Source organism: Nostoc sp. CALU 546 (genome assembly GCF_048836525.1).
Map to the genome: position 1 here is coordinate 10,107 of NZ_JAWJTF010000119.1, position 18,903 is coordinate 29,009.

14 protein-coding genes and 2 pseudogenes are annotated in these 18,903 nt (G+C 40.6%); 7 read left to right on the top strand and 9 right to left on the bottom strand.

The features are described 5' to 3' along the window. Positions 1-238 precede the first annotated feature (238 nt). From RRG12_RS36280 to RRG12_RS36300, 5 genes are all read right to left on the bottom strand, one after another. The gene (locus RRG12_RS36280) at positions 239-1,186 is read right to left on the bottom strand and encodes a glycosyltransferase family 2 protein (RefSeq protein ID WP_069073591.1); all 948 of its coding nucleotides are present in this window, start codon (positions 1,184-1,186) and stop codon (positions 239-241) included. Positions 1,187-1,279: 93 nt separating this feature from the next. After that, a complete protein-coding gene (locus RRG12_RS36285) occupies positions 1,280-2,299 on the bottom strand; it encodes an Npun_R2821/Npun_R2822 family protein (protein WP_420762560.1) in 1,020 nt (339 codons plus the stop codon). 317 nt (positions 2,300-2,616) lie between these two features. Next, positions 2,617-4,020 (bottom strand): hypothetical protein, encoded by a 1,404-nt coding sequence (locus tag RRG12_RS36290; protein WP_420762561.1) that lies wholly within the window; start codon positions 4,018-4,020, stop codon positions 2,617-2,619. Between the two features lie 253 nt (positions 4,021-4,273). Next, positions 4,274-5,596, bottom strand: a complete 1,323-nt coding sequence (locus tag RRG12_RS36295; RefSeq protein ID WP_420762562.1) for a KamA family radical SAM protein — start codon at positions 5,594-5,596, stop codon at positions 4,274-4,276. 305 nt (positions 5,597-5,901) lie between these two features. Continuing rightward, positions 5,902-9,438, bottom strand: a complete 3,537-nt coding sequence (locus RRG12_RS36300) for an NB-ARC domain-containing protein (protein ID WP_420761049.1) — start codon at positions 9,436-9,438, stop codon at positions 5,902-5,904. A 389-nt stretch (positions 9,439-9,827) separates the two neighbouring features. On the opposite strand from RRG12_RS36300, the gene RRG12_RS36305 reads away from it, so the two are divergent. From RRG12_RS36305 to RRG12_RS36320, 4 genes and pseudogenes are all read left to right on the top strand, one after another. Continuing rightward, the gene (locus RRG12_RS36305; RefSeq protein WP_069072923.1) at positions 9,828-10,208 is read left to right on the top strand and encodes a hypothetical protein; all 381 of its coding nucleotides are present in this window, start codon (positions 9,828-9,830) and stop codon (positions 10,206-10,208) included. 355 nt (positions 10,209-10,563) lie between these two features. Further along, positions 10,564-10,794 (top strand): hypothetical protein, encoded by a 231-nt coding sequence (locus tag RRG12_RS36310; protein WP_420761048.1) that lies wholly within the window; start codon positions 10,564-10,566, stop codon positions 10,792-10,794. A gap of 768 nt (positions 10,795-11,562) precedes the next feature. Then, a pseudogene (locus tag RRG12_RS36315) lies at positions 11,563-11,676 on the top strand (integrase); the annotation flags it as partial. Between the two features lie 39 nt (positions 11,677-11,715). Then, positions 11,716-11,796, top strand: a pseudogene (locus RRG12_RS36320) (transposase-like zinc-binding domain-containing protein); the annotation flags it as partial. 324 nt (positions 11,797-12,120) lie between these two features. Here the strand turns inward: RRG12_RS36320 and RRG12_RS36325 are convergent. After that, positions 12,121-12,417 carry a hypothetical protein gene (locus RRG12_RS36325; RefSeq protein ID WP_420761047.1) on the bottom strand — a complete coding sequence of 99 codons (297 nt, stop codon included), beginning with the start codon at positions 12,415-12,417 and terminating at the stop codon, positions 12,121-12,123. Positions 12,418-12,871: 454 nt separating this feature from the next. Here RRG12_RS36325 and RRG12_RS36330 point away from each other — a divergent pair, with 454 nt between their 5' ends. Next, on the top strand, positions 12,872-13,645 hold the full coding sequence (locus RRG12_RS36330) for an MlaE family lipid ABC transporter permease subunit (RefSeq protein WP_069072925.1): 774 nt from the start codon (positions 12,872-12,874) through the stop codon (positions 13,643-13,645). A gap of 157 nt (positions 13,646-13,802) precedes the next feature. Here RRG12_RS36330 and RRG12_RS36335 read toward each other — a convergent pair whose 3' ends face one another. Next, on the bottom strand, positions 13,803-14,249 hold the full coding sequence (locus RRG12_RS36335) for a hypothetical protein (RefSeq protein ID WP_420761046.1): 447 nt from the start codon (positions 14,247-14,249) through the stop codon (positions 13,803-13,805). Between the two features lie 393 nt (positions 14,250-14,642). Here RRG12_RS36335 and cruF point away from each other — a divergent pair, with 393 nt between their 5' ends. Together cruF and cruG are read left to right on the top strand one after the other, a co-directional pair. Then, the gene (cruF, locus tag RRG12_RS36340; protein ID WP_069072927.1) at positions 14,643-15,551 is read left to right on the top strand and encodes a gamma-carotene 1'-hydroxylase CruF; all 909 of its coding nucleotides are present in this window, start codon (positions 14,643-14,645) and stop codon (positions 15,549-15,551) included. A gap of 157 nt (positions 15,552-15,708) precedes the next feature. Further along, positions 15,709-16,935, top strand: coding sequence for a 2'-O-glycosyltransferase CruG (gene cruG / locus RRG12_RS36345; RefSeq protein WP_069072928.1), 1,227 nt, complete (start codon positions 15,709-15,711; stop codon positions 16,933-16,935). 73 nt (positions 16,936-17,008) lie between these two features. Here the strand turns inward: cruG and rnhA are convergent, their stop codons facing one another. Together rnhA and RRG12_RS36355 are read right to left on the bottom strand one after the other, a co-directional pair. Continuing rightward, entirely contained in the window at positions 17,009-17,917 is a 909-nt protein-coding gene (rnhA, locus tag RRG12_RS36350; protein ID WP_420761044.1) for a ribonuclease HI, read from the bottom strand. Between the two features lie 71 nt (positions 17,918-17,988). Beyond that, on the bottom strand, positions 17,989-18,903 hold a 915-nt coding region (locus RRG12_RS36355), incomplete at its 5' end, for a glutathione S-transferase family protein (RefSeq protein WP_420762563.1).

Here is an 18,903-nt window from a genome sequence, read left to right on the forward strand (position 1 = left end):
TGCTTTACCCCTACGAAAAATCTATATGTATCAAGATTTTCGTGAAATGGTATAAGCTGTAATCATTACAAAAATCAGTGCATGATTCTGGAGTAATAAGTAATGAGTAAATACCCATTTCTCATCCACTCATTACTCGTAAAATAGATAATTTTCTTTGCGCCTTTGTGTGAGACATTATCCACTAGGATATAAAAAACGATACCTGCGGCGGGCTGCGCCAACACATTTCCATAGGCTAACCCCGCAACTGTCGCAGTGCATTAAAAGCCTTACCTCGCAAGCCAACTGGTAACAACGATAACCCTAAACCAGTCCAAGCTTTAGGAGTAGAAAAAGACTGTCCTGCTAAAACTAACTCTCTGCCTTTTTGCGTTTCACCCTTTTCAATTAAACGCAAACCCAATAATAGTTGCGTTTCAGTTAGACGATTTTTCCTGGTTGTCTCTATTTTTTCAGACTCAAATTTATAACTTTCTAAATACCGGATTTTATCAAATAAATAAGGAATAGCTCGATTAATACCTTGCTGCTCTGCATGATAGCGATATTCCATCAATAATTCTGGTAAGTAATAGCCATTTTTCCCAGCTAAAGCAAGACGCACAAATAAATCATTATCCTCACAATTTTGGAGATTTGGTTGCATATATCCTAATTCTTGCAATGTTTGACGGCGAAATAATGTCGCTCCAACTTGAAAGCTTTGCTGAATAAATACAACTTCCAACAAATTATTTACAATACCTGCTGGTAAATTCTTCCTACCCCAGCGTCGAGTATTTTCTTGAGTTTTTGCCTCATCCCGCACATTATTAATATCAATTATCCAATGGTCTGTACCAACAAAATCAATGCTAGAGTCTTGAGCAAGAATAGCTGCGGTACTTGCGAGAAAATCGGGTGTTAGCCGATCATCATCATCAAATTTAATAAAATATTTACCGGTGGCTGCATCAAAGCCAGAGCGCATATTATTACTTTTACCAATATTTTGCAGATGACGGATATATTTAATCCGCTGGTCTGTGTACTGTGACATCAATTCAGGTGTACCATCGCTAGAACCGTCATCACAAACAATTAGCTCAAAATCTTGCTCAGACTGATTGAGCACACTGTTAATGGCATAAGGTAGGAGATGAACACGATTGAAAGTAGGAATGCAAACAGTAATTTTAGGCATATTGTATACTAATAACTTAAAAGCATATAAAATAAAATAGAAATTTTATATCATATCAATTGCTAATTTAATACATCGCTAATAAAGCTAGATTTAGCGGATACTTCTTTGAATTTTATTCATTGTTTTGTTGAAAAAAATATTAGTTTTTGCAATTATACTGAGTGGTTTTAGCTGTTTTGGTCTTTGTTCTGGCTGTTTGAGAAAGCGATAGTATAAAAACTCATTTGCATAACAGATATTAACCTCTTTACCTTGACTTAAGTGGGCGAAATCACGAGCAGAATAGCTCATGTAATGGATGCGATGAATTGGTTTTAAGCCGTCTTGATTGTAAAGAACATTATTAATGTTAACGAAGGGATCTGCATTGGCACAGTTACCTGTTCTATCTTCGCCATTAGGGCTAAGTGTAAAGTTAAATAGTGGGCGATCGCAGCGCAAAGTCATATAATTAAACAAAAAAGCGTCATCCCACCAGCCATATCCATTAATCCATTCAACTTCCCTATGGGTAATTAATAGCTCCTTCATTGTTTCAATTTCTTTAACAGTAAATAACCCCCGTTTAGATCCAAAAAAGCTAGAGCAATGCAGCTTAGGACGTATATCTGCTTCTGTATACAGCCCAGTTTTTTCTATAACTGAAATATTCAAAGCTGCAACAGGCCTATCCTTAAGATGTTCCCAGTCATCAAAAACAAAATCGGATGTTTCTAACTTGTCAATTACATTATTGAGTGGCTTCATCGCCAAGCTATCGCCATCATAAAATACAAATTTATCAAAAATCCCTTCAAAGGCAACAAACTTTCTTTGTAAATGACTTTTGTACCAGCTAGAGTGTGATAATTTTGTATCTTGTTGCCTGGAATGAGCAGCCCAAACCTGATGAGCAAATTCTTCCCAGCGTTGAATTACCTCCCAATTATCAAACAGAATTACATTTTTTCGAGCATTAACTTCTTGCCTAACTAAGTCTAGTCGCTCATCATAAGGAATAATGCAAATAGGAATATCTGCGCTAACATTCACCTCAATGCTGTTTAGCAAAGCTACTAGTTGGTCAAACACCACATCATTCGCAAGGGTGTAAATACCGAAAGTATCCATTTTGATAAATCCTTTTTATGTTTAGTCACTGAAGGGATGTTTGAAAAGTATTGTCGGTAACAGCAATACCTCACAAACTTAAGCACCGAGCAAACCTTCCCTATGAGGGAATGGAAGCGGGAATTGTAGTATATTTTGCTACTTTTTAAACATTCTCTGGGTAACGCAAATAATATTATTGTTATTTTCTAATCTATTATTCCCAAGTAATTAATAATATACACATAATTGAAACCTGGCGAAACGCTGATGATTTCGGACGAGTTCTTCTGCTTAGGCAGAAGGCATTATCCATTGTCACCGATGTGACCGATGCTCTACAATCTTTGATCTTCTGGATGCAAATTGTACCAACTATACCAGTGACGAACTGCTAGCCAAATCGCTGAAAGCAAACCCGCTAGGCTGAGAGTGAGTCCGCTGAAGGGTACTAATAATCCAAAAATAGGCAGCACTGCTCCAGCAATTGTGGGGACGATCGCAGCCAAAGAAGCTCTGCGGCTAGCTCCCAATCCCCACGTTAAAATTAGTAAGATGATGGAAATTAAAGTCCAAGCCAACTGAGCATTGATAACGCGAGCTAGATAAGTCAAGGTCAATAGACAAGCAAAGAAAATACTAGCAGCGATCGCTACATTTTTGAAACTCATGGGCAGTGACAAATATAACAACAGTATCCACCATAAAAATATTGCTGGCGCTAGCAATAAAAGACGCGGAATTACCCCCGTGTTACCAATAGGCTCGGTATTGGTAAATACTCCAAATGGATTTTTAACTGAAACATTATCGTCAAATTTCCAAGTAAATTGCGTACTGCGTCCGTCAGATTTAATCTCATCAGGTTCAATACCACTGGCAAAATTAGCTGGAGCAAAGTTAGCAATTGCGATAAGGCGGAAGTTGGATAGCATCTGTCCCCCCGCACTATAAACCCAGCGAGGGCCGCCTCTAGCCTGATATGTGACTCGAAAGGTGGTTTCTTCCCCTGGTTGCAGCCGGAAGGGAAAACCATAGTCTCCCGGATTGCTTGGCTGTAACCTAGTCCCGTCACGCTCGATTTTGTAGCTTTTAAGGAGTATGGAGCCGTTGGGTGGTGGTACTTCAAAGAAAAAATTATTAATATACTTGAGTTGGTTAACTACTTTATAATCAGCAGTATAATCTACGCGATAAATTGAGCTACGACCTGGAACATCTACACTTTGGTCAAGCTTGACTTGAATTTGCGAACCAGCCAGCATTAAAAAGCGATTGATCTCTCGTGTCTCATTTACCTTAACTATTTTGCCATCAACTTGAGTGGTATATGAGTATGGCTCTCGAATAGAGTAGCGGACTTGGGGCGCAAATTGTTCGAGCTTTTCACCTGCAACACTTTCAGCCACTTGAGCCACCTTTGCTTGTTCCCAGTGGTGATAGCGATTGCTTAAAGTTGAACAGAGAAAAAATCCCGGTACTAACAGAACTAATATTAGAGTTAAATGCTGCAATCCCTGCAACAGTTGGGAATAGCGAACAGCCCATTCGCCAATAAATATAAGTTGTTCAGGCTGACTTCGACGCAGGGAAAAACTGATCAGTGCGATCGCAACTCCCAAAGCTACGATCAAAAATACTAATAATAATGAAGCTTTGAGCGCCTCGGTTCCAAATTGAACAAGCTCAATCGGATGCGTCAAATCGGGTAATCCGGGAATACCTTGAGCAGAAGATGACATTGGTTGATTTTTGCAGAATTTGGAGAACCAGACCAATAAAATCTCTTAAAAGTTTCTGGAAAGAGGTATAAATTATTTCCCAGTCCCCAGTCCCCAATCCCCAGTCCCCCATCCCCAATCCCCCCACCCCCCACCCCCATACCCCCCCCCCAATACCCCCATCCCACTACCCCCTCCCCAATCTACCAATCCCCAGTCCCCAATCCCCAATCCCCAGTCCCCAGTGCCCAATCCCCAATCCCCAATCCCCAATTCAACTTTGTATTTTCAGAATTTCCTGTAACTTATTCTCATAAAAAAATTCCTTTTCTCCCATAGCTGGAACTAAATCAGTTAACCAGGTTGCTTTCTCGTCATAACGTGCAAAGAAAGGGCGTTTACACCAATTGGGATCGCGTCCTTGCAAAAAAGAAAGTACAAATACTTTCTCGCCATAAATCTCAGTTACGCCATCCACTGCAACTTTACCCGGTAGTGCTGACATGACTGGGCCACGAGCGGTACGAGCTAACCCAGACACTTTTTGTATTGCTGCTTGATAAATTTCCCAAGCTCGAATAATTGGTACTTCAAAGCAATGTTTTGCTCCAGTATCTCGTTCTATAAACATATAGTAAGGAATGCAACCAAGACGAACTTGTTCTTTCCACATCTTTATCCATACTTGCGGAGAATCATTAATTCCCCGCATGAGTGGCCCTTGGGTGCGAATCTGTGCGCCTGTACTACGAATGCGTTGGAGCGCTGCTTGAGCAATTTCAGTTTTGATTTCTGTCGGATGATCGTAGTGCGCCATAATAGAAAGATGTTTGCCTGAGCTAGTTACTTTCTCAAACAAACGTAAGATATCATCAGCATCTTCATCTGTAACAAAGCGATAAGGCCAGTAAGCGATCGATTTAGTACCAATCCGAATTGTTTGAATATGTTCAAAACCAGAATTTAGCAGTGGTTCAATATATAAAGCCAGATGTCTAGCTTTCATTGTCATTGGATCTCCGCCAGTAATTAAAACATCTGTGACTTCTTGATGTTGGCGGAGATACTCTTGGAAAAGTCCTGATTCACGGGTAGCAAATTTCATTCCGTCCATTTTCACAAACTGCGGCCAACGGAAGCAAAATGTGCAATATGCATGACAAGTTTGGCCTGCTGTCGGAAAAATTAAGACTGTTTCGGGATATTTATGTTGAATTCCTGGTACTTGTTTTCCGTCTAAAGTGGGAATATTATGTACCTGTCCGGCTGGATGGGGGTTAAGTTGCGATCGCATCGTATTTACTACTTGACGCAGGTCTTCTGGTGTAGAATTTTGCAGATGCCAAATAACCTTGTCTAGAGATTCAGGAGCCAACATTTCTTTTTGAGGAAAGGTAAGGCGAAAGATGGGATCATTGGGAATATTCTCCCAGTCAATCAGTTCCTCTACTACGTAATTATTGACACGGAACGGCAATACTTGGGCAACTGCTTTCATTGCCAAGCGGTCTGCTGTTGAAAATTTTTGCAGTTGAGGCAGCCGATCTATATCTTTAATTTCATATAACTCAATCTTTTTAGGTTTAAGTTGTGACATTTAATTATTATTTTTAATTTATATAAAATACAAAAATTATCTGGAAACTATAATAAAAACAAGTTTGTTTTGGTAAATCATCCAACCGATATAATTTGGCATAATGGCAATCCTCACAAAAAAATAATGAGATTTAACAAAAAGAAACTAATACGCATTTAAAATATAGGAATCCGCTTTGATTTCTGAACTAATTTGCGTATACAGGCAACAGGAAAGAAGGCTTCTTAGTTGTACTGAGTTTTTTCAGAAATCAAATATGAGTCCTATAGTGCAATTAAAGAACATTATGATTAGTTAACCAATTAATCTTCAACAGCACCCAATTCTTTAAGTGTATTTTTTTGTTCTTCCCCTAGACCGGAAATACCCTTGATATTCATTCCTTCATAAGGTCTTTTTGACATGAGTGTTTTGATACACTCTCCAGTTTTGACATTCCATTGCTTAATAGCTCCATCCTGGGAACCACTATACAAAGTTCCATCAGAACTAAAGGCAACAGAACGAACCCAATTACTATGTCCTTGCAAAATAATCAGACGTTTACCTGTGTCAATATCCCAAATTTCTATAGTGTGATTAACACAAGCACAGCCAATAATCTTACCATCAGGACTAAAAGCAACAGAACGTATCCAATCATTATTGACTAAAATTTTGGAACATTCGCCAGTCTGAACATCCCATAGCCGTACTGTTTTGTCATCACCGCCACTAGCTAATAGCCCTCCAAATTGCCCTTGAAAAGCAACAGACCATATTCGCATAGTATGTCCTTCCAAAACCCGAATACATTCCCCTGTATGAACATTCCATAGCCGCAGTGTTTGATCATCACTTCCACTTGCGAGAATTTCACCATCAGGGCTAAAACTGATAGACTGCACCCAATTTGTATGTCCGTGTAATGTTTCAAAGCATTGGCCAGTCCTAATATTCCATAGCTTAATGTTGCAGTCAATACTACTACTAGCTAGAATTTGACCATCATAACTAAAAGCAATAGAGCGGATGCGATCGCTATTTTGCAAAACTTTCACACACTGTCCACTCAGAGTATCCCAAAAGCGGATAGTTTGGTCATCACCGCCGCTAGCTAATAGTTCCCCAGGAAGCGGACTAAAAGCAACAGACCAAAGTCGGCCAGCGTGTCCTTCCAAGGTGCTGATACATTGGTCAGTCTCAACATCCCATAGCCTGACGGTTTTATCATCATTACTACTAGCAATTATCTTCCCATCTGGACTGAGGGCTAAATCGTGTACCCAATTAGTGTATCCCTGCAAGATTTGGATGCATTGATAAGTCTCGATGTCCCAGAACCGAACGGTTTTGTCATAGCCACCACTAGCGAGTGTTTTTCCATCGGGACTAAATGCAACAGAGAGAATAGAATTACTGTGCGCTTCTAAAGTTTTTAATAATTTCCCTGTTTGAATATCCCAGAGTTTCACAGTTTTGTCGTCGCTACAACTGGCAATAATCCCTCCTCCTTCTGAAGAAGAGATGGGACTCAAGGCTATAGAATGGATTAAATTGGTGTGTCCTGACAAAGTGTTTAATAACTTCCCCGTTTTAACATCCCAGAGTTTCACAGTTTTGTCGTCGCTACAACTGGCAAGTATTTCCCCATCAGAACTAAAAACTACAGACTGGACTAATTTGGTATGTCCCTTAAGAGTTTTCAAACATTTACCCGTTTTTACATCCCAAAGCCTAACAGTTTGGTCAGCACTACCACTAGCGAGTATTTTTCCATCAGGGCTAAAGACAACAGAACGAACAAAATCATTATGATCTTCTAAAATTTCCCAGCATTTTTGGGTATCTAGATCCCAGAGTCTAATGGTTTTATCACTACTAGCGCTGGCGACAATTTTGCCATCATGACTGAAGGCAACAGACCTGACCCAGCTATTATGTCCATCAAGTTTCATCAGTTGTTTTTGGCTATCAACATCCCAAATTTTCACAGTATGATCATCACTACAACTGACTAAAGTTTTACCATCGGGACTAAAAGCAACAGTTCTTACCCAGTTATCATGTGCCTTCCAATGAAATAGTTGCTCACCATAAGTAGCTTGCCAAAAGCTAATTCGACCATCAGCGTCACCTGTCGCAACAATTTCTCCATTTACAGGGTTAAATGCCACTGATAAAATACTATCGAATATTCCTGTAAATACAGATTTAGATAAATCAGAGTTAGCAAAGTTGACATTATGCAAGTTTACACTTACTAGGTATGCTTGCCATATCTTAAAATTGGAAAAATCACACCCATTTAAATCAATTCCTTGATGACAAAGAAGGTTAATAATATTCCCACCAGCATAGCCTGATGTCAAAGGAGTATTTACTTGCAAGAATTTTATTATTTTTAAGAGATGTTCTTTAATTCGGTCTTTATTACCAAATCTATTAATTAGCTTTTCAACAACTGGTACTAAAATCAAACGAATTTGGGCATTTCTGACCTTTCCTTCTGTCTGCGCTTTGAGTAAAGCGTGGCTTTTTAACAAGGAAATATTTTCTAAATTAATCTCAGAAACAATTTCTTCACAAACCTGGTTAACAAATTGGCTAATGATATATTCCATCACTACAGCTTGAAGCATGAATTTCGCCAAACCCTTCTCGTTAAAAATTAGCGATCGCCGCCGCAGAGATTCTAAAGCTTCTATTAATTGTGGTTGTGATGTAGTTGAAATAATATCTGCTTGTAATTCGCCAAAAGACGTAGGCTTGCAATTAATTCCTAGCCAGTATAAAATTTCCTTTTCTAAATTCGATAGCCGATTAAACTGCTGTTCTAGAAGGTTGCGAATATCTCCAAATAATACGGAAATATCACAACTAATGAACTCTGATATATTGCTACCAAAAACTTCTTGAATCGTATTGCAAACGATTTTTAAAGCTAAAGGATTACCTGCATATTGATTAATTAACTTGTTCCAGTCTTTCTCTGAACCCAGAAAATCACCTTTGCCTACAAATATGCTTTTTGCAGCGATCTTTTCTAGCCCACTTAGCTGCAATGATCGAACTTTAAGATTATTCCCTTCTAAGGTGACGATTTCTTTCGGACTTTCACGACTAGTTAAAATCAAACAGCTTTGATGAGGCATTTCCCCAACTTGCCGGAAAAATTCTCCATATTCTTCATATCCTTCTCGATATTGTCCGACATAATCACCTCCAAGTAGGACTGACTCAACATTATCCAGTACCAATAAACAGCGATGTTTCCGCAAAAAGGCAATCAATTGCGAAATTCCTACTTCTTTAGGCTCATTCTTTTTAGAGAAAAACTCAATCAGGTCTGCAAAAATCTCCTTAACAGAGGGTGCATGACGTAGCGATCGCCAGATAACATACTCAAACTGTCCCTGAATTTTCTGTGCCAGCTTAATAGATAAGGCTGTTTTACCAATTCCCCCCATCCCGAATATTCCCACCAGTCGGGAACGATCTTTATTTACCCATTCCTCTAAAACCTCTAACTCCGACTCACGCCCAAAGAAAACCGGGACATCAGGCGCTTCGCCAAAATCATAACAGGATGAGGCATTAACTACTGTTGATAACTGATATCTTTCCTGGAAGATACTCCTGATTACCTCTAATTTCCCAGGAGTACTCCCAGCAATGTCAAACTTTTGGTAAACCGAACCAAGTCGCTTTCGCACTGCGGCTGCACTAATTTCGAGAGTGGTTGCAATAGATTCTGCCGTTTGGCCAGCTAAAGCTAGAAGTAAGGCACTTACCTCAGCCTCAGATACGTTGTGTTCGGCTGTAACCGCTCTCAAGAAACTTTCAGGAATTTCCGTCATGAAGTAAATTTCTCCAGCCAAAACTATTTATATATATATGTGAGGTAGATGTGAGATATATCTCTACTTATTTATCAAGAAAGGCTGTTTTCCTCCTGCCTCCTGCCTTCTGCCTCCTTCAACGGGTTTCCCATTCCCTAGTCCCGTGCCTTGGCGTAGCCCGTCGTAGACATCGCCTAGCATTTATACACAAAAGCGTATTGACAAGCCACTACTAACTATACTCTAAATTATCAATTGTTATCAACTTGTTAATTCTACTTATCAACCTGATTGACAAGATTAATCAAGTAAATGTAGAATCTATAACAATAAATGTAAAATCGATAACAAATTAGGTGTGAATCGCGAGGATAGCTGAAGTAACTAGCACTGAGGTACCCCACATTATGCCAACACCTGAAACTTCAAATTCTGCTCAGGAATTATTTGAGTTGCTTGAGAAAGATATTCTTGCCTGTCACACTTGCAAGGATGGAATAATTGAAGTGACTATCCGCAAGATCGGAACCGAAGAGTTTGAAGTGCGTGTCATCTCCTTCCGAGGTTCTTTTCGTTGCGTTCATGCGGATCTAAATAGGTATTTAGAGGAGTTACCGACAGATACCCAAAGTCAGATATCTATCTATCGCGATCGCTTTCGAGTGGGATTGAGGGGATTGTTAAAAAAGGGGTTTGGATTACTCAGCCTAGACTTTTCTAAATGCAAGAAGGGAAATACCGCGCCGATATTTGGCTTGATGGTATCTGAATTGTTGGATATTGACTGATTTTAGTTGTTTTTGTTGATTGCTCTAAGTAAGTAGGTGAGAATAAACCAAATTATGTTACGAAACGTAAATAGGCTTAAAACCCTTATCAATGACTAATGACTAATGACAAAGGACAAATGACAGCCCCCACCAGTTAGTTTTAATTGCACCGACTTACTTAGCTAATTACCAGCTAGTTATTTCATCTCAAGTTTTAGAGAAACAGTAGAAAATTGTTTTCGTTCTTGAGGTGAACAAGTGAATAATTTTCCAGCCCAAGAGAGTCTAGGAAAAGACTACAACAGGGTTGATATGGTACTAAAAAGTGCCACGTCAACCCTGTTATTTTGTATTTATTTATCAGGAGGAAAACATGGATACGAATCGTCACAGCTTTTTATTTCGTTTGACTTCCCAGTTCATTAAATATTTTGCATTGGGATTATTTGGTCTAGCGATCGCTTACGTTTTGTCAGCTATTTTCGGAAGCTCACATATTGCGATGAGTCTACTACCCTTTGTTTTCTATTGGGTTATTTTCCGGTGCGGACTTATTCTTCTTTGCTTAATCTTGACGACAGTAATTTTGGAATCTGTTCGTTAAAATATCACAAAGAATATTCGACTTTCACATCTTAAATCACTCTCAACGAATATCCTCATCTACTCAACATGAACAATATTGCTGCTAGTGTGAAAGGGTGAAAGTCTGAATTCCTTTGCAAAGCTTTTTATAGCTGTGAAAAATTTCGTTTAAGGTTGTTTTCTGGCTACTTTTAGTTTATGTTCTACTAACTAATTTTTGTAGCAAGGGTGGGAGTGGATGATTCTCAAACTGGTATATGAGGCTGCGCTTGATTTATGTAGAGGTAATACCCTGCGGTAATCTGCTTTGCATCTACATGAATTTACCCTACAGCGGAGTTTTTGCTAAGTCCTCTATGCACATATTCAAAAAGAAATAGCATGAGAAATAAAATCGTTTAAAAGTTTAGAAAACTGTACTTTTAATTTCGGTTTTTTCACATTTAAATTGAATTATTATAGAACTCCTATTTGATTTTTGAAAAAACTAAATACACATCTATTCCCTTCTTTCTGTACCCTGTTCCCTCCCTACACAAGTAAGTTAATAAATCCAATCTAATTCCTATATATTCCTCTTTCGTAAAAAAATGGGTAAAATCTTAATTCTTCTTTGGCCATAAGAAATAACGTCGAATTCTGTATTGGAAATATAAACAAATATTCGACTGTTAATGAACATAACTCTACAGAAGTAATACTTTTGAAATTATCTATCCAAAGTAGTAAAGTAGATAAATATTTTGTTAAAAAGTTTCTAAGCAAAGTAGTAAAATATTAATTTATTAACGGCAGTTATGATGCAAGCACTCTGGACTGGTCAAAGTTGCGTTATCAGCATACTGCTGCGGTTAGGTCAGTGCTGATGGAAAAATACAGCCCTGCGATCGCTAATCAAATCGGCGTTGCATAATAGAGTGATAAATTGAGGTTATCTACTGTGCAATGTCCATACTGTGGATATACGGAAATCCAGAAGAATGGAAAGCGAAGAGGTAAGCAAAATCACATAAAATCAAAAACCCGGTCATTAAGACCGGGTTTTGAGTGGAAACAATGGGGCTATATTCCCCGAAGGTTAGTTATAGAGGTTCAGTATAATATCGATGCTCTTGATATGTACTACCACCCCATTGGTATCGATTCCGGAAAATTAACTAAGAATTTTTGAGTAGCCTTCCTTCGTCTCCCAAGATACAGCAACTAACTGGTAGCGTCAGCGTGTAGGATAGAGAAATATTAATTTTCCTACTTTTGCTGATGAACAATGGATTTGGTAGCTGGCAAGAATGGCTAACAGTATTCGCCTATCTAGGTTTCACTGTCTTCATTATCTGGCGGGTGTTTACCGCCGAGAAGAATTAAAAAAGCTGCATACCATCTCACCAGGGGCTTTTTGCTCAAAGGGCAAAACAGTCCCGCTCTCTTGAACCTTTACTCGTTCACGACAATTGTAAACCTCGGTGGGTCTTTTTACTCCATCTACGCTAACGGTTGCCCTGTATTCCCAATAATTTTTGGCACTTCGGCTAATACTGAGAATGCAAATCTGGTGGCGTAAACCGTCGTAGACATCGTAATTGCGGCATACAGATGCAAAAGCCGGATTTACCACGGAGAAAGGCAGTATTAATAAGAACATACATATTATGTATTTAATTCTGTTCATAAAAAATTATTTGGAATTATTTGGCAATATTATTAAATTTTTAAACCCTTTTAGTTGAGTCAATTACTTTTCCCAGTTTGATAGACCAGAGATTTTAACTCCCTAGCATACAAAGCATCAGAACCGCAGCAAAAAAAGCTCACATGTTTTATGTACTATTTTCGGCTAAAGTTTACTAAGCTAAATTGAACCATCCCCAAACACCTCCTCTACTTTGAGGATAAACATCTAGTGCGTCTGTTCATGTACCATACCCTAATACCAATTCCTAATATCCTGCGGGAAGCAACACTTTTTACGTCTACGTAATTGAGAAAGTCAGATTACATCTGGCTGAGTTTCCGCCATTTGTATCTGTATGTAGTCTTATTTTGGAGAGTTTAAATAACCTAATGTGCAAAAAAAGTCAGTCGTAAGGACGATAAAATTGCAACCAAAAACAAATTTTGAGCAACCTTGGATTACACGCTGTTTTGCAGCAGTATTGCTTTTCGGTCAGGTGTGGCTACATTTACTCCAAGGAAAAACTTACTATCGCAAGATTCTGCAACATCTGGTGACTGCTGGCCCAGGTTCTATCTCTCCAGTTCTACTTGTCAGCGGTTTTGCCGGTATGATTTTTACTATTCAGACAGCGAGAGAATTAGTCCGATTTGGGGCTGTCAATGCTGTGGGAGGTGCTTTCGCCTTAGCTTTTTGCAGAGAATTGGCTCCAATTTTGACCGCTAGTATTATGGCTGGACAAGTTGGTTCTGCTTTTGCAGCAGAAATAGGTGCAATGCGAGTCACCGAGCAAATTGATGCACTTTATATGCTCAAAACTGATCCTATTGATTATCTAGTACTTCCTAGAGTAATTGCTTGTTGTTTGATGGTGCCTTTGATGACGGTTTTGGCTTTAGTTACGGGCATCATCGGCGGAGTTTTTGCTGCATCACAGTTTTACAAAATTATTCCCGAAACATTTTTAGAATCAGTTAGAAATTTTTTACAACCGTCAGATTTGTTTATTATTTTGCTAAAAGGATTTATTTTCGGAGTGCTGGTTGCTGTCATTGGCTGTAGTTGGGGTTTAACTACTAGAGGGGGAGCAAAGGAAGTAGGAGAATCGGCAACAAAAGCAGTTGTTACTAGTTGGGTGTCAATTTTTATTATGGATTTTTTCCTCTCTCTAATGCTATTTGAACAGCCTGCATTTTGAACTTAAGTATTGAAAAACAAGAGAAGAAAAATATTCCCGACTTGTTTAAGAAGTTGGGAATCTGAGCTAAACAGTAAGTTATGGGTAATGTAATAGTGATTCTGAAGCGTTGGCGCAGCCCAACCCAGGCATTGCTAGCTTTTTCGGTTATATTTGATCACGTTAGCGGAATTTGGGAATATATTAACTTGTAAATTAGCGCACCCAAAGCTAAACCTCCCAATGAAAAAATAGATGCAGTGTAAAAGGCTAGTCCTTCCCTAAGACCCGCTCTTTGAAAATCTATCCTGACTAATATAGTCGCTGAAATGATGAGTAAGGTATCAAGAAATACTCGAAACCAGGCAATCATGATAAAGAATAAGAAAGCTGCTAAGACGGCAACGCCGAAAGACCTGGTATTTGATTGAAGCAAAATACTGTAGTAATATGTCATCTTTGGCCAAGGAGCAGTCAACGTTACTATTAAAAGCAAGATAGCAACTACAGTTGCCACCCACACAAACAGAGGGGCACGTGTTTCAGATATTACCCAGCCCAAAGTACTGTAACTCAGCAGTACTAGCGCCAGCGACACCCAAGGAACTCTTTTCAAAATTGACATGGGTTTATATTTCTAGTACAGGGTCAAGATCCCATAACTAAGTCTAGTAACTCAAGACTTTATTTTGCTTGAGGGCTTGCTCAGTTGATGATGGTTGTTCTCCCTCAAAGATATCCCAGTATAAAAGGAGTTTTTCACGATGTGGCTATCAATGAGACGAGAAACTAGAAGTTATTGGAGATGAAATTATGTAGATTTTGACTATATGGCTTAGACTAGTAAGTTTAACATCATATTTCTTATAGCTTCAATCAATAGGCTGTTATGCTGTTCCCAAGAAAGCCAAACAAGTTTGTCGAGAATTGCGGTACAAAGTAGTTAAATATGTTGTTAAACATTTGTAAACTGTTAGCAGCCGAGTAGCCGCGTGTCACATCTTGTTAAGGAATTATCATGAGACAACTTGTTATTGCTGAACGCGTATGCCTCATTGGTCATATCGTGTCAAAAGCCTTTGGACTGGTAGGGATGCTACTGGTAGTACCTAATGCCGAAATAATTTTCAACTTATCGCAGGTTGGAGAAACTGCCATACAGTTAAGTATGGCTGGTGGCGGTGTTGTTGATATTATCTTGGGGACGGTAGCTGTTTCTATTTATGCCTACCGAACCTTGGGATTAGGAAATTGGCTAGCATTTATGCTGCCTGCTGTGTTTATATCTTTGGGGAGTGAACTTCTGGGAACTAGCACAGGGTTTCCATTTGGTGATTATAGCTACTTAAGTGGCTTGGGTTATAAGATTGGCGGGCTAGTTCCTTTCACTATTCCTTTATCTTGGTTTTATGTTGGGCTGTCGTCTTACTTAATTGCTAGAACTGGCTTGAAAGTAGCTCAAAAACCCAGTTGGGGACGCCATATTGCTGCTATTGCCGTTGGTGCTTTGCTCTTTACTTGCTGGGACTTTGCTCTTGAGCCAGCTATGAGTCAATCTTCTTTGCCTTTCTGGTATTGGGAACAACCAGGAGCTTTCTTTGGGACACCATACCAGAATTATGCAGGTTGGTTTGGTACTAGTACACTGTTCATGAGTGTGGCAGGATTATTGTGGAGAAACGCTTCGATTAAATTAGAGCGATCGCAACTCAATCTGCCTTTAGTCGTTTATTTAACTAACTTTGCCTTCGCCGCCGGACTCAGCTTGGCAGCTGGATTCTCTATACCTGTATTGCTCGGTTTATTGCTAGGTGTAACTCCGGCTGTGGCGCTGTGGTTAAGGAGTTCAACCACACCCGCTCAAGTTACTGTTGAACCAGTAAGCAAAGAAGTATCAGTAGCAAAAGTTGAAGTTGCCTTGAAATAAGACGATAAATTAAGGAGTGGGGAGTGGGGGAGATGAGGGAGATGGGGAAGACAAGGGTAATAGTCAATGCCCCATGCCCCATGCCCTATGCCCTATGCCCTATGCCCCATTTCTAATGACCAATGACCAATGACCAATGACCAATGACCAATGACCAATGACCAATGACAACGCTTTGATAGTAGAAAGCGCTATCTCCCTTTTATTGCTACTTATCCAGTTACCAGCAACGGCAATTCTATTTTCGCGCCTGTTAAAGGGGCCAAGACGCCATCCTCCAATAGAACCCCAACAGCCGACACCGGAGCTTTTGGGTAAAGTTAGCGTCGTGGTTCCCACACTAAATGAGGCGCTTCGCATTAGCCCTCTGTTGGCTGGTTTAAGTCAGCAAAGCTATGAAGTTCGAGAAATTATGGTTGTAGATAGCAAGTCTAGTGATGGTACTCCCGACTTGGTAAAAGCCTCACAGCAGAAAGATCCGCGCTTTCGCATCATGACAGATGATCCCTTACCCGATGGTTGGGTAGGGCGTCCTTGGGCGTTGCATAACGGTTTTCTATATAGCTCAGAGGCTAGTCAGTGGTTTCTGGGGCTAGATGCTGATATCCAACCACATCCTGGTTTAGTGGCTGGTTTGGTGAAGACGGCTGAAGCACAAGGCTATGACTTGGTTTCCCTTTCACCCCAGTTCATTCTCAAATATCCAGGAGAATGCTGGCTACAACCCGCTTTGTTGATGACTCTGCTTTACCGATTTGACCCAGCGGGGATTAATGCAGAGCAGCCAGAACGGGTTATGGCTAATGGGCAGTGCTTTTTGTGTCGTCGCTCCGTTCTTGCTGCTGTGGGTGGTTATAGCAGTGCGAGAAGTTCTTTTTGTGATGATGTCACGTTAGCACGGAATATTGCTATCCAAGGGTATAAAGTGGGCTTTTTAGATGGCGCAAAGGTGTTAAAAGTACGGATGTATGAAGGGGCGATGGAGACGTGGAAGGAATGGGGGCGCAGTCTCGATCTCAAAGATGCAACTTCTCGTTCTCAGTTGTGGGGAGATTTATGGCTACTCACATCTGTTCAAGGTCTACCCCTTTTAATTGTCCTCACTTACCTGTTGATTTCTTCCCTACTCTCACACTTGCTACAGACGGGATTAATCGCGTCTCTACCCATCCCTACACTTCTCCTGCTGGGACTGAATTTATTCCTGCTGGTGATTCGCTTTGCTATGCTAATAGCGATCGCACCTTCTTATGATCGCACAAACGCTAAAGGCGGCTGGTTATTCTGGCTTTCCCCTTTAGCCGATCCCTTAGCTGTGCTACGAATCTTCTTATCTGCGTTCCGCACCCCCCGCGAGTGGCGAGGACGCAAGTATAGTGGTTAGTGATGAGTGCTGAGTGAGGACTTAGAAATAAAATTCCCCATTCCCCACTCCCCACTCCCCACTCCCCATTCCCTTAATCCTCTTCACCTCCTACTTGATCCCCACGTTCCAATTCCCAAAGAATTTGATTTCCTTCACGACGTACCCGTGACACTATCCAGTTTCGCCAACGCCATTGATCTCCACGACTAGTGACAGCGCTAGCGTGGACATCCATCAAGTCTGCTAACTCAGAACTGGTGATTAAGTAGCCTTTTTCAGAAATTTCATCAGCAATACGCAGAGTTTCGACCAAGCTGCGGAGTTGCGAAACCCTCATTTCTGGCGGTTTTTCATCTGTTGCGGCCGTAGTTGGGCCAGTTGATGGTTCCATAACGGTTATTTCTGGTGCAGAAGTACTGATTTCTTGCGGACTTTGGTTAGTTATTCTAGAGTTTTTTTCATAATCAGCTACTTTTGCTACATTTAGTTCATTTTGGGAAGGTAAAGATTTGTAAATATTTTTGGAAGATAATTGTTGCAGAGAAGGGGTTTTGCCGCTGGCGTATGTGCGAGCGATCACATCACAACGTTCGTTACCTATGTTACCAGAATGTCCTCGGACGTGTTGCCATTTTACCTGTTGGGTATTGAGTTGATCCAAAATTTCTAAAAGGTCTTGGTTTTGGACTGGTTTACCATCTGATTTTTTCCAGCCTTTCATTTTCCAGCCTTTCACCCACTTGGTAACGCAGTTAATTAGGTATTCGCTATCGGTATGCAGGGTAATGGGTTGGGTTTGTTCAGATGTTTGCAAGAATTGGAGGGCTGCGATCGCAGCTTGCATCTCCATTTTATTATTAGTGGTATGAGGGGATGCATCGCCCATTTCGTGGATTGAACCATCGCTGAAGTAGACAACAACACCCCAGCCGCCAGGGCCAGGATTGCCGGTGCAAGCACCATCGGTGTATATGCTTTGAATTGTGGGTTGGGTGGACATGGTTAGGGTATCGAACCGCGAAGGACGCTAAGGCAAGAGTTATTAGCGGCGAATTTTTTTAACAGTATATTTTACTTGATGGCAAAGTTAGACGGGTCTTGATCTCGTCGATGCTTAGTGGGAATGGGGGCTGGCTGTCCATCACCCGCAAGGGCTGCGGTTTTCTCCAGAGATTCCCTCAATCGCTTGGCTGCGTAGATAGACATGTCTCGTGGTACATTAATGCGATCGCGCAAATATCGGAGAGCGACATCAGATCCCGATGGAGGTACACAGTCTTCACCTGTCATCATGTGTGTTAAAGCACAACGTAGCGCTTGATCAAACAATTTATCATCTAAGGGGTTGACTCGGATAATATTGATGCGGTGTTCGATAGTTCGTTTAAGAGCTTCCATACGAGAATTTTCGGGTTCTGGATAAGCAACATCTGGTAGCCCAAACCAGGGGCCGTTATCCACCCGCGCTTTATTGATAAGCATCTGGGGTTCGCCGTTTTCCCAACAACCCCCCATCTGAGGCGGCAAATCATGTACGTGGGTGTGAAAGTCGCTTTGGGTACCGCAGTAGGTAGGTCGGCTTTCCATTGCGGCAAACCATGCGCTCAAGCGAGGGTTTTCCTCTCGTAGGGAGTAGCCCTTGTAGTAGTAAAGGCTCGCATTCATCCGTTCGACATAAGGTGTAAAAATGACATCGACGATGCCGAAGCTATCTAGAAAGTAAGGGCTTGGGGTGCGACCCAGAGCCTCCTCGACCTGAGCCACCACTCCGATAAATTGTTCTCGGTTGCGTTGTTCTTGTTGAGAGGAACCGACTCTAGAACACAGCCAAGTGCACCAGGCTCTAAATAAAAGTCGTTCTAATTGACGTAGAGGAAGCACCATGCGGTCTTCCATCCCTTGGTTCAATGGATCAAATACCTTTTCCAAAGCGATCAAAATGTCATCGCTTTCCTTAATAATCCGTCCATCTAGCTCGATCGCGGG

Coding starts and splice junctions, on each gene's coding strand:
- RRG12_RS36285 (WP_420762560.1), bottom strand. CDS start 2,299: ATGGATACTTTCGGTATTTACACCCTTGCGAATGATGTGGTGTTTGAC.
- RRG12_RS36335 (WP_420761046.1), bottom strand. CDS start 14,249: ATGTCAATTTTGAAAAGAGTTCCTTGGGTGTCGCTGGCGCTAGTACTG.
- RRG12_RS36325 (WP_420761047.1), bottom strand. CDS start 12,417: ATGTTCTTATTAATACTGCCTTTCTCCGTGGTAAATCCGGCTTTTGCA.
- RRG12_RS36310 (WP_420761048.1), top strand. CDS start 10,564: ATGGATACGAATCGTCACAGCTTTTTATTTCGTTTGACTTCCCAGTTC.
- cruF (WP_069072927.1), top strand. CDS start 14,643: ATGAGACAACTTGTTATTGCTGAACGCGTATGCCTCATTGGTCATATC.
- RRG12_RS36290 (WP_420762561.1), bottom strand. CDS start 4,020: ATGTCATCTTCTGCTCAAGGTATTCCCGGATTACCCGATTTGACGCAT.
- RRG12_RS36305 (WP_069072923.1), top strand. CDS start 9,828: ATGCCAACACCTGAAACTTCAAATTCTGCTCAGGAATTATTTGAGTTG.
- RRG12_RS36300 (WP_420761049.1), bottom strand. CDS start 9,438: ATGACGGAAATTCCTGAAAGTTTCTTGAGAGCGGTTACAGCCGAACAC.
- cruG (WP_069072928.1), top strand. CDS start 15,709: ATGACCAATGACAACGCTTTGATAGTAGAAAGCGCTATCTCCCTTTTA.
- RRG12_RS36295 (WP_420762562.1), bottom strand. CDS start 5,596: ATGTCACAACTTAAACCTAAAAAGATTGAGTTATATGAAATTAAAGAT.
- rnhA (WP_420761044.1), bottom strand. CDS start 17,917: ATGTCCACCCAACCCACAATTCAAAGCATATACACCGATGGTGCTTGC.
- RRG12_RS36280 (WP_069073591.1), bottom strand. CDS start 1,186: ATGCCTAAAATTACTGTTTGCATTCCTACTTTCAATCGTGTTCATCTC.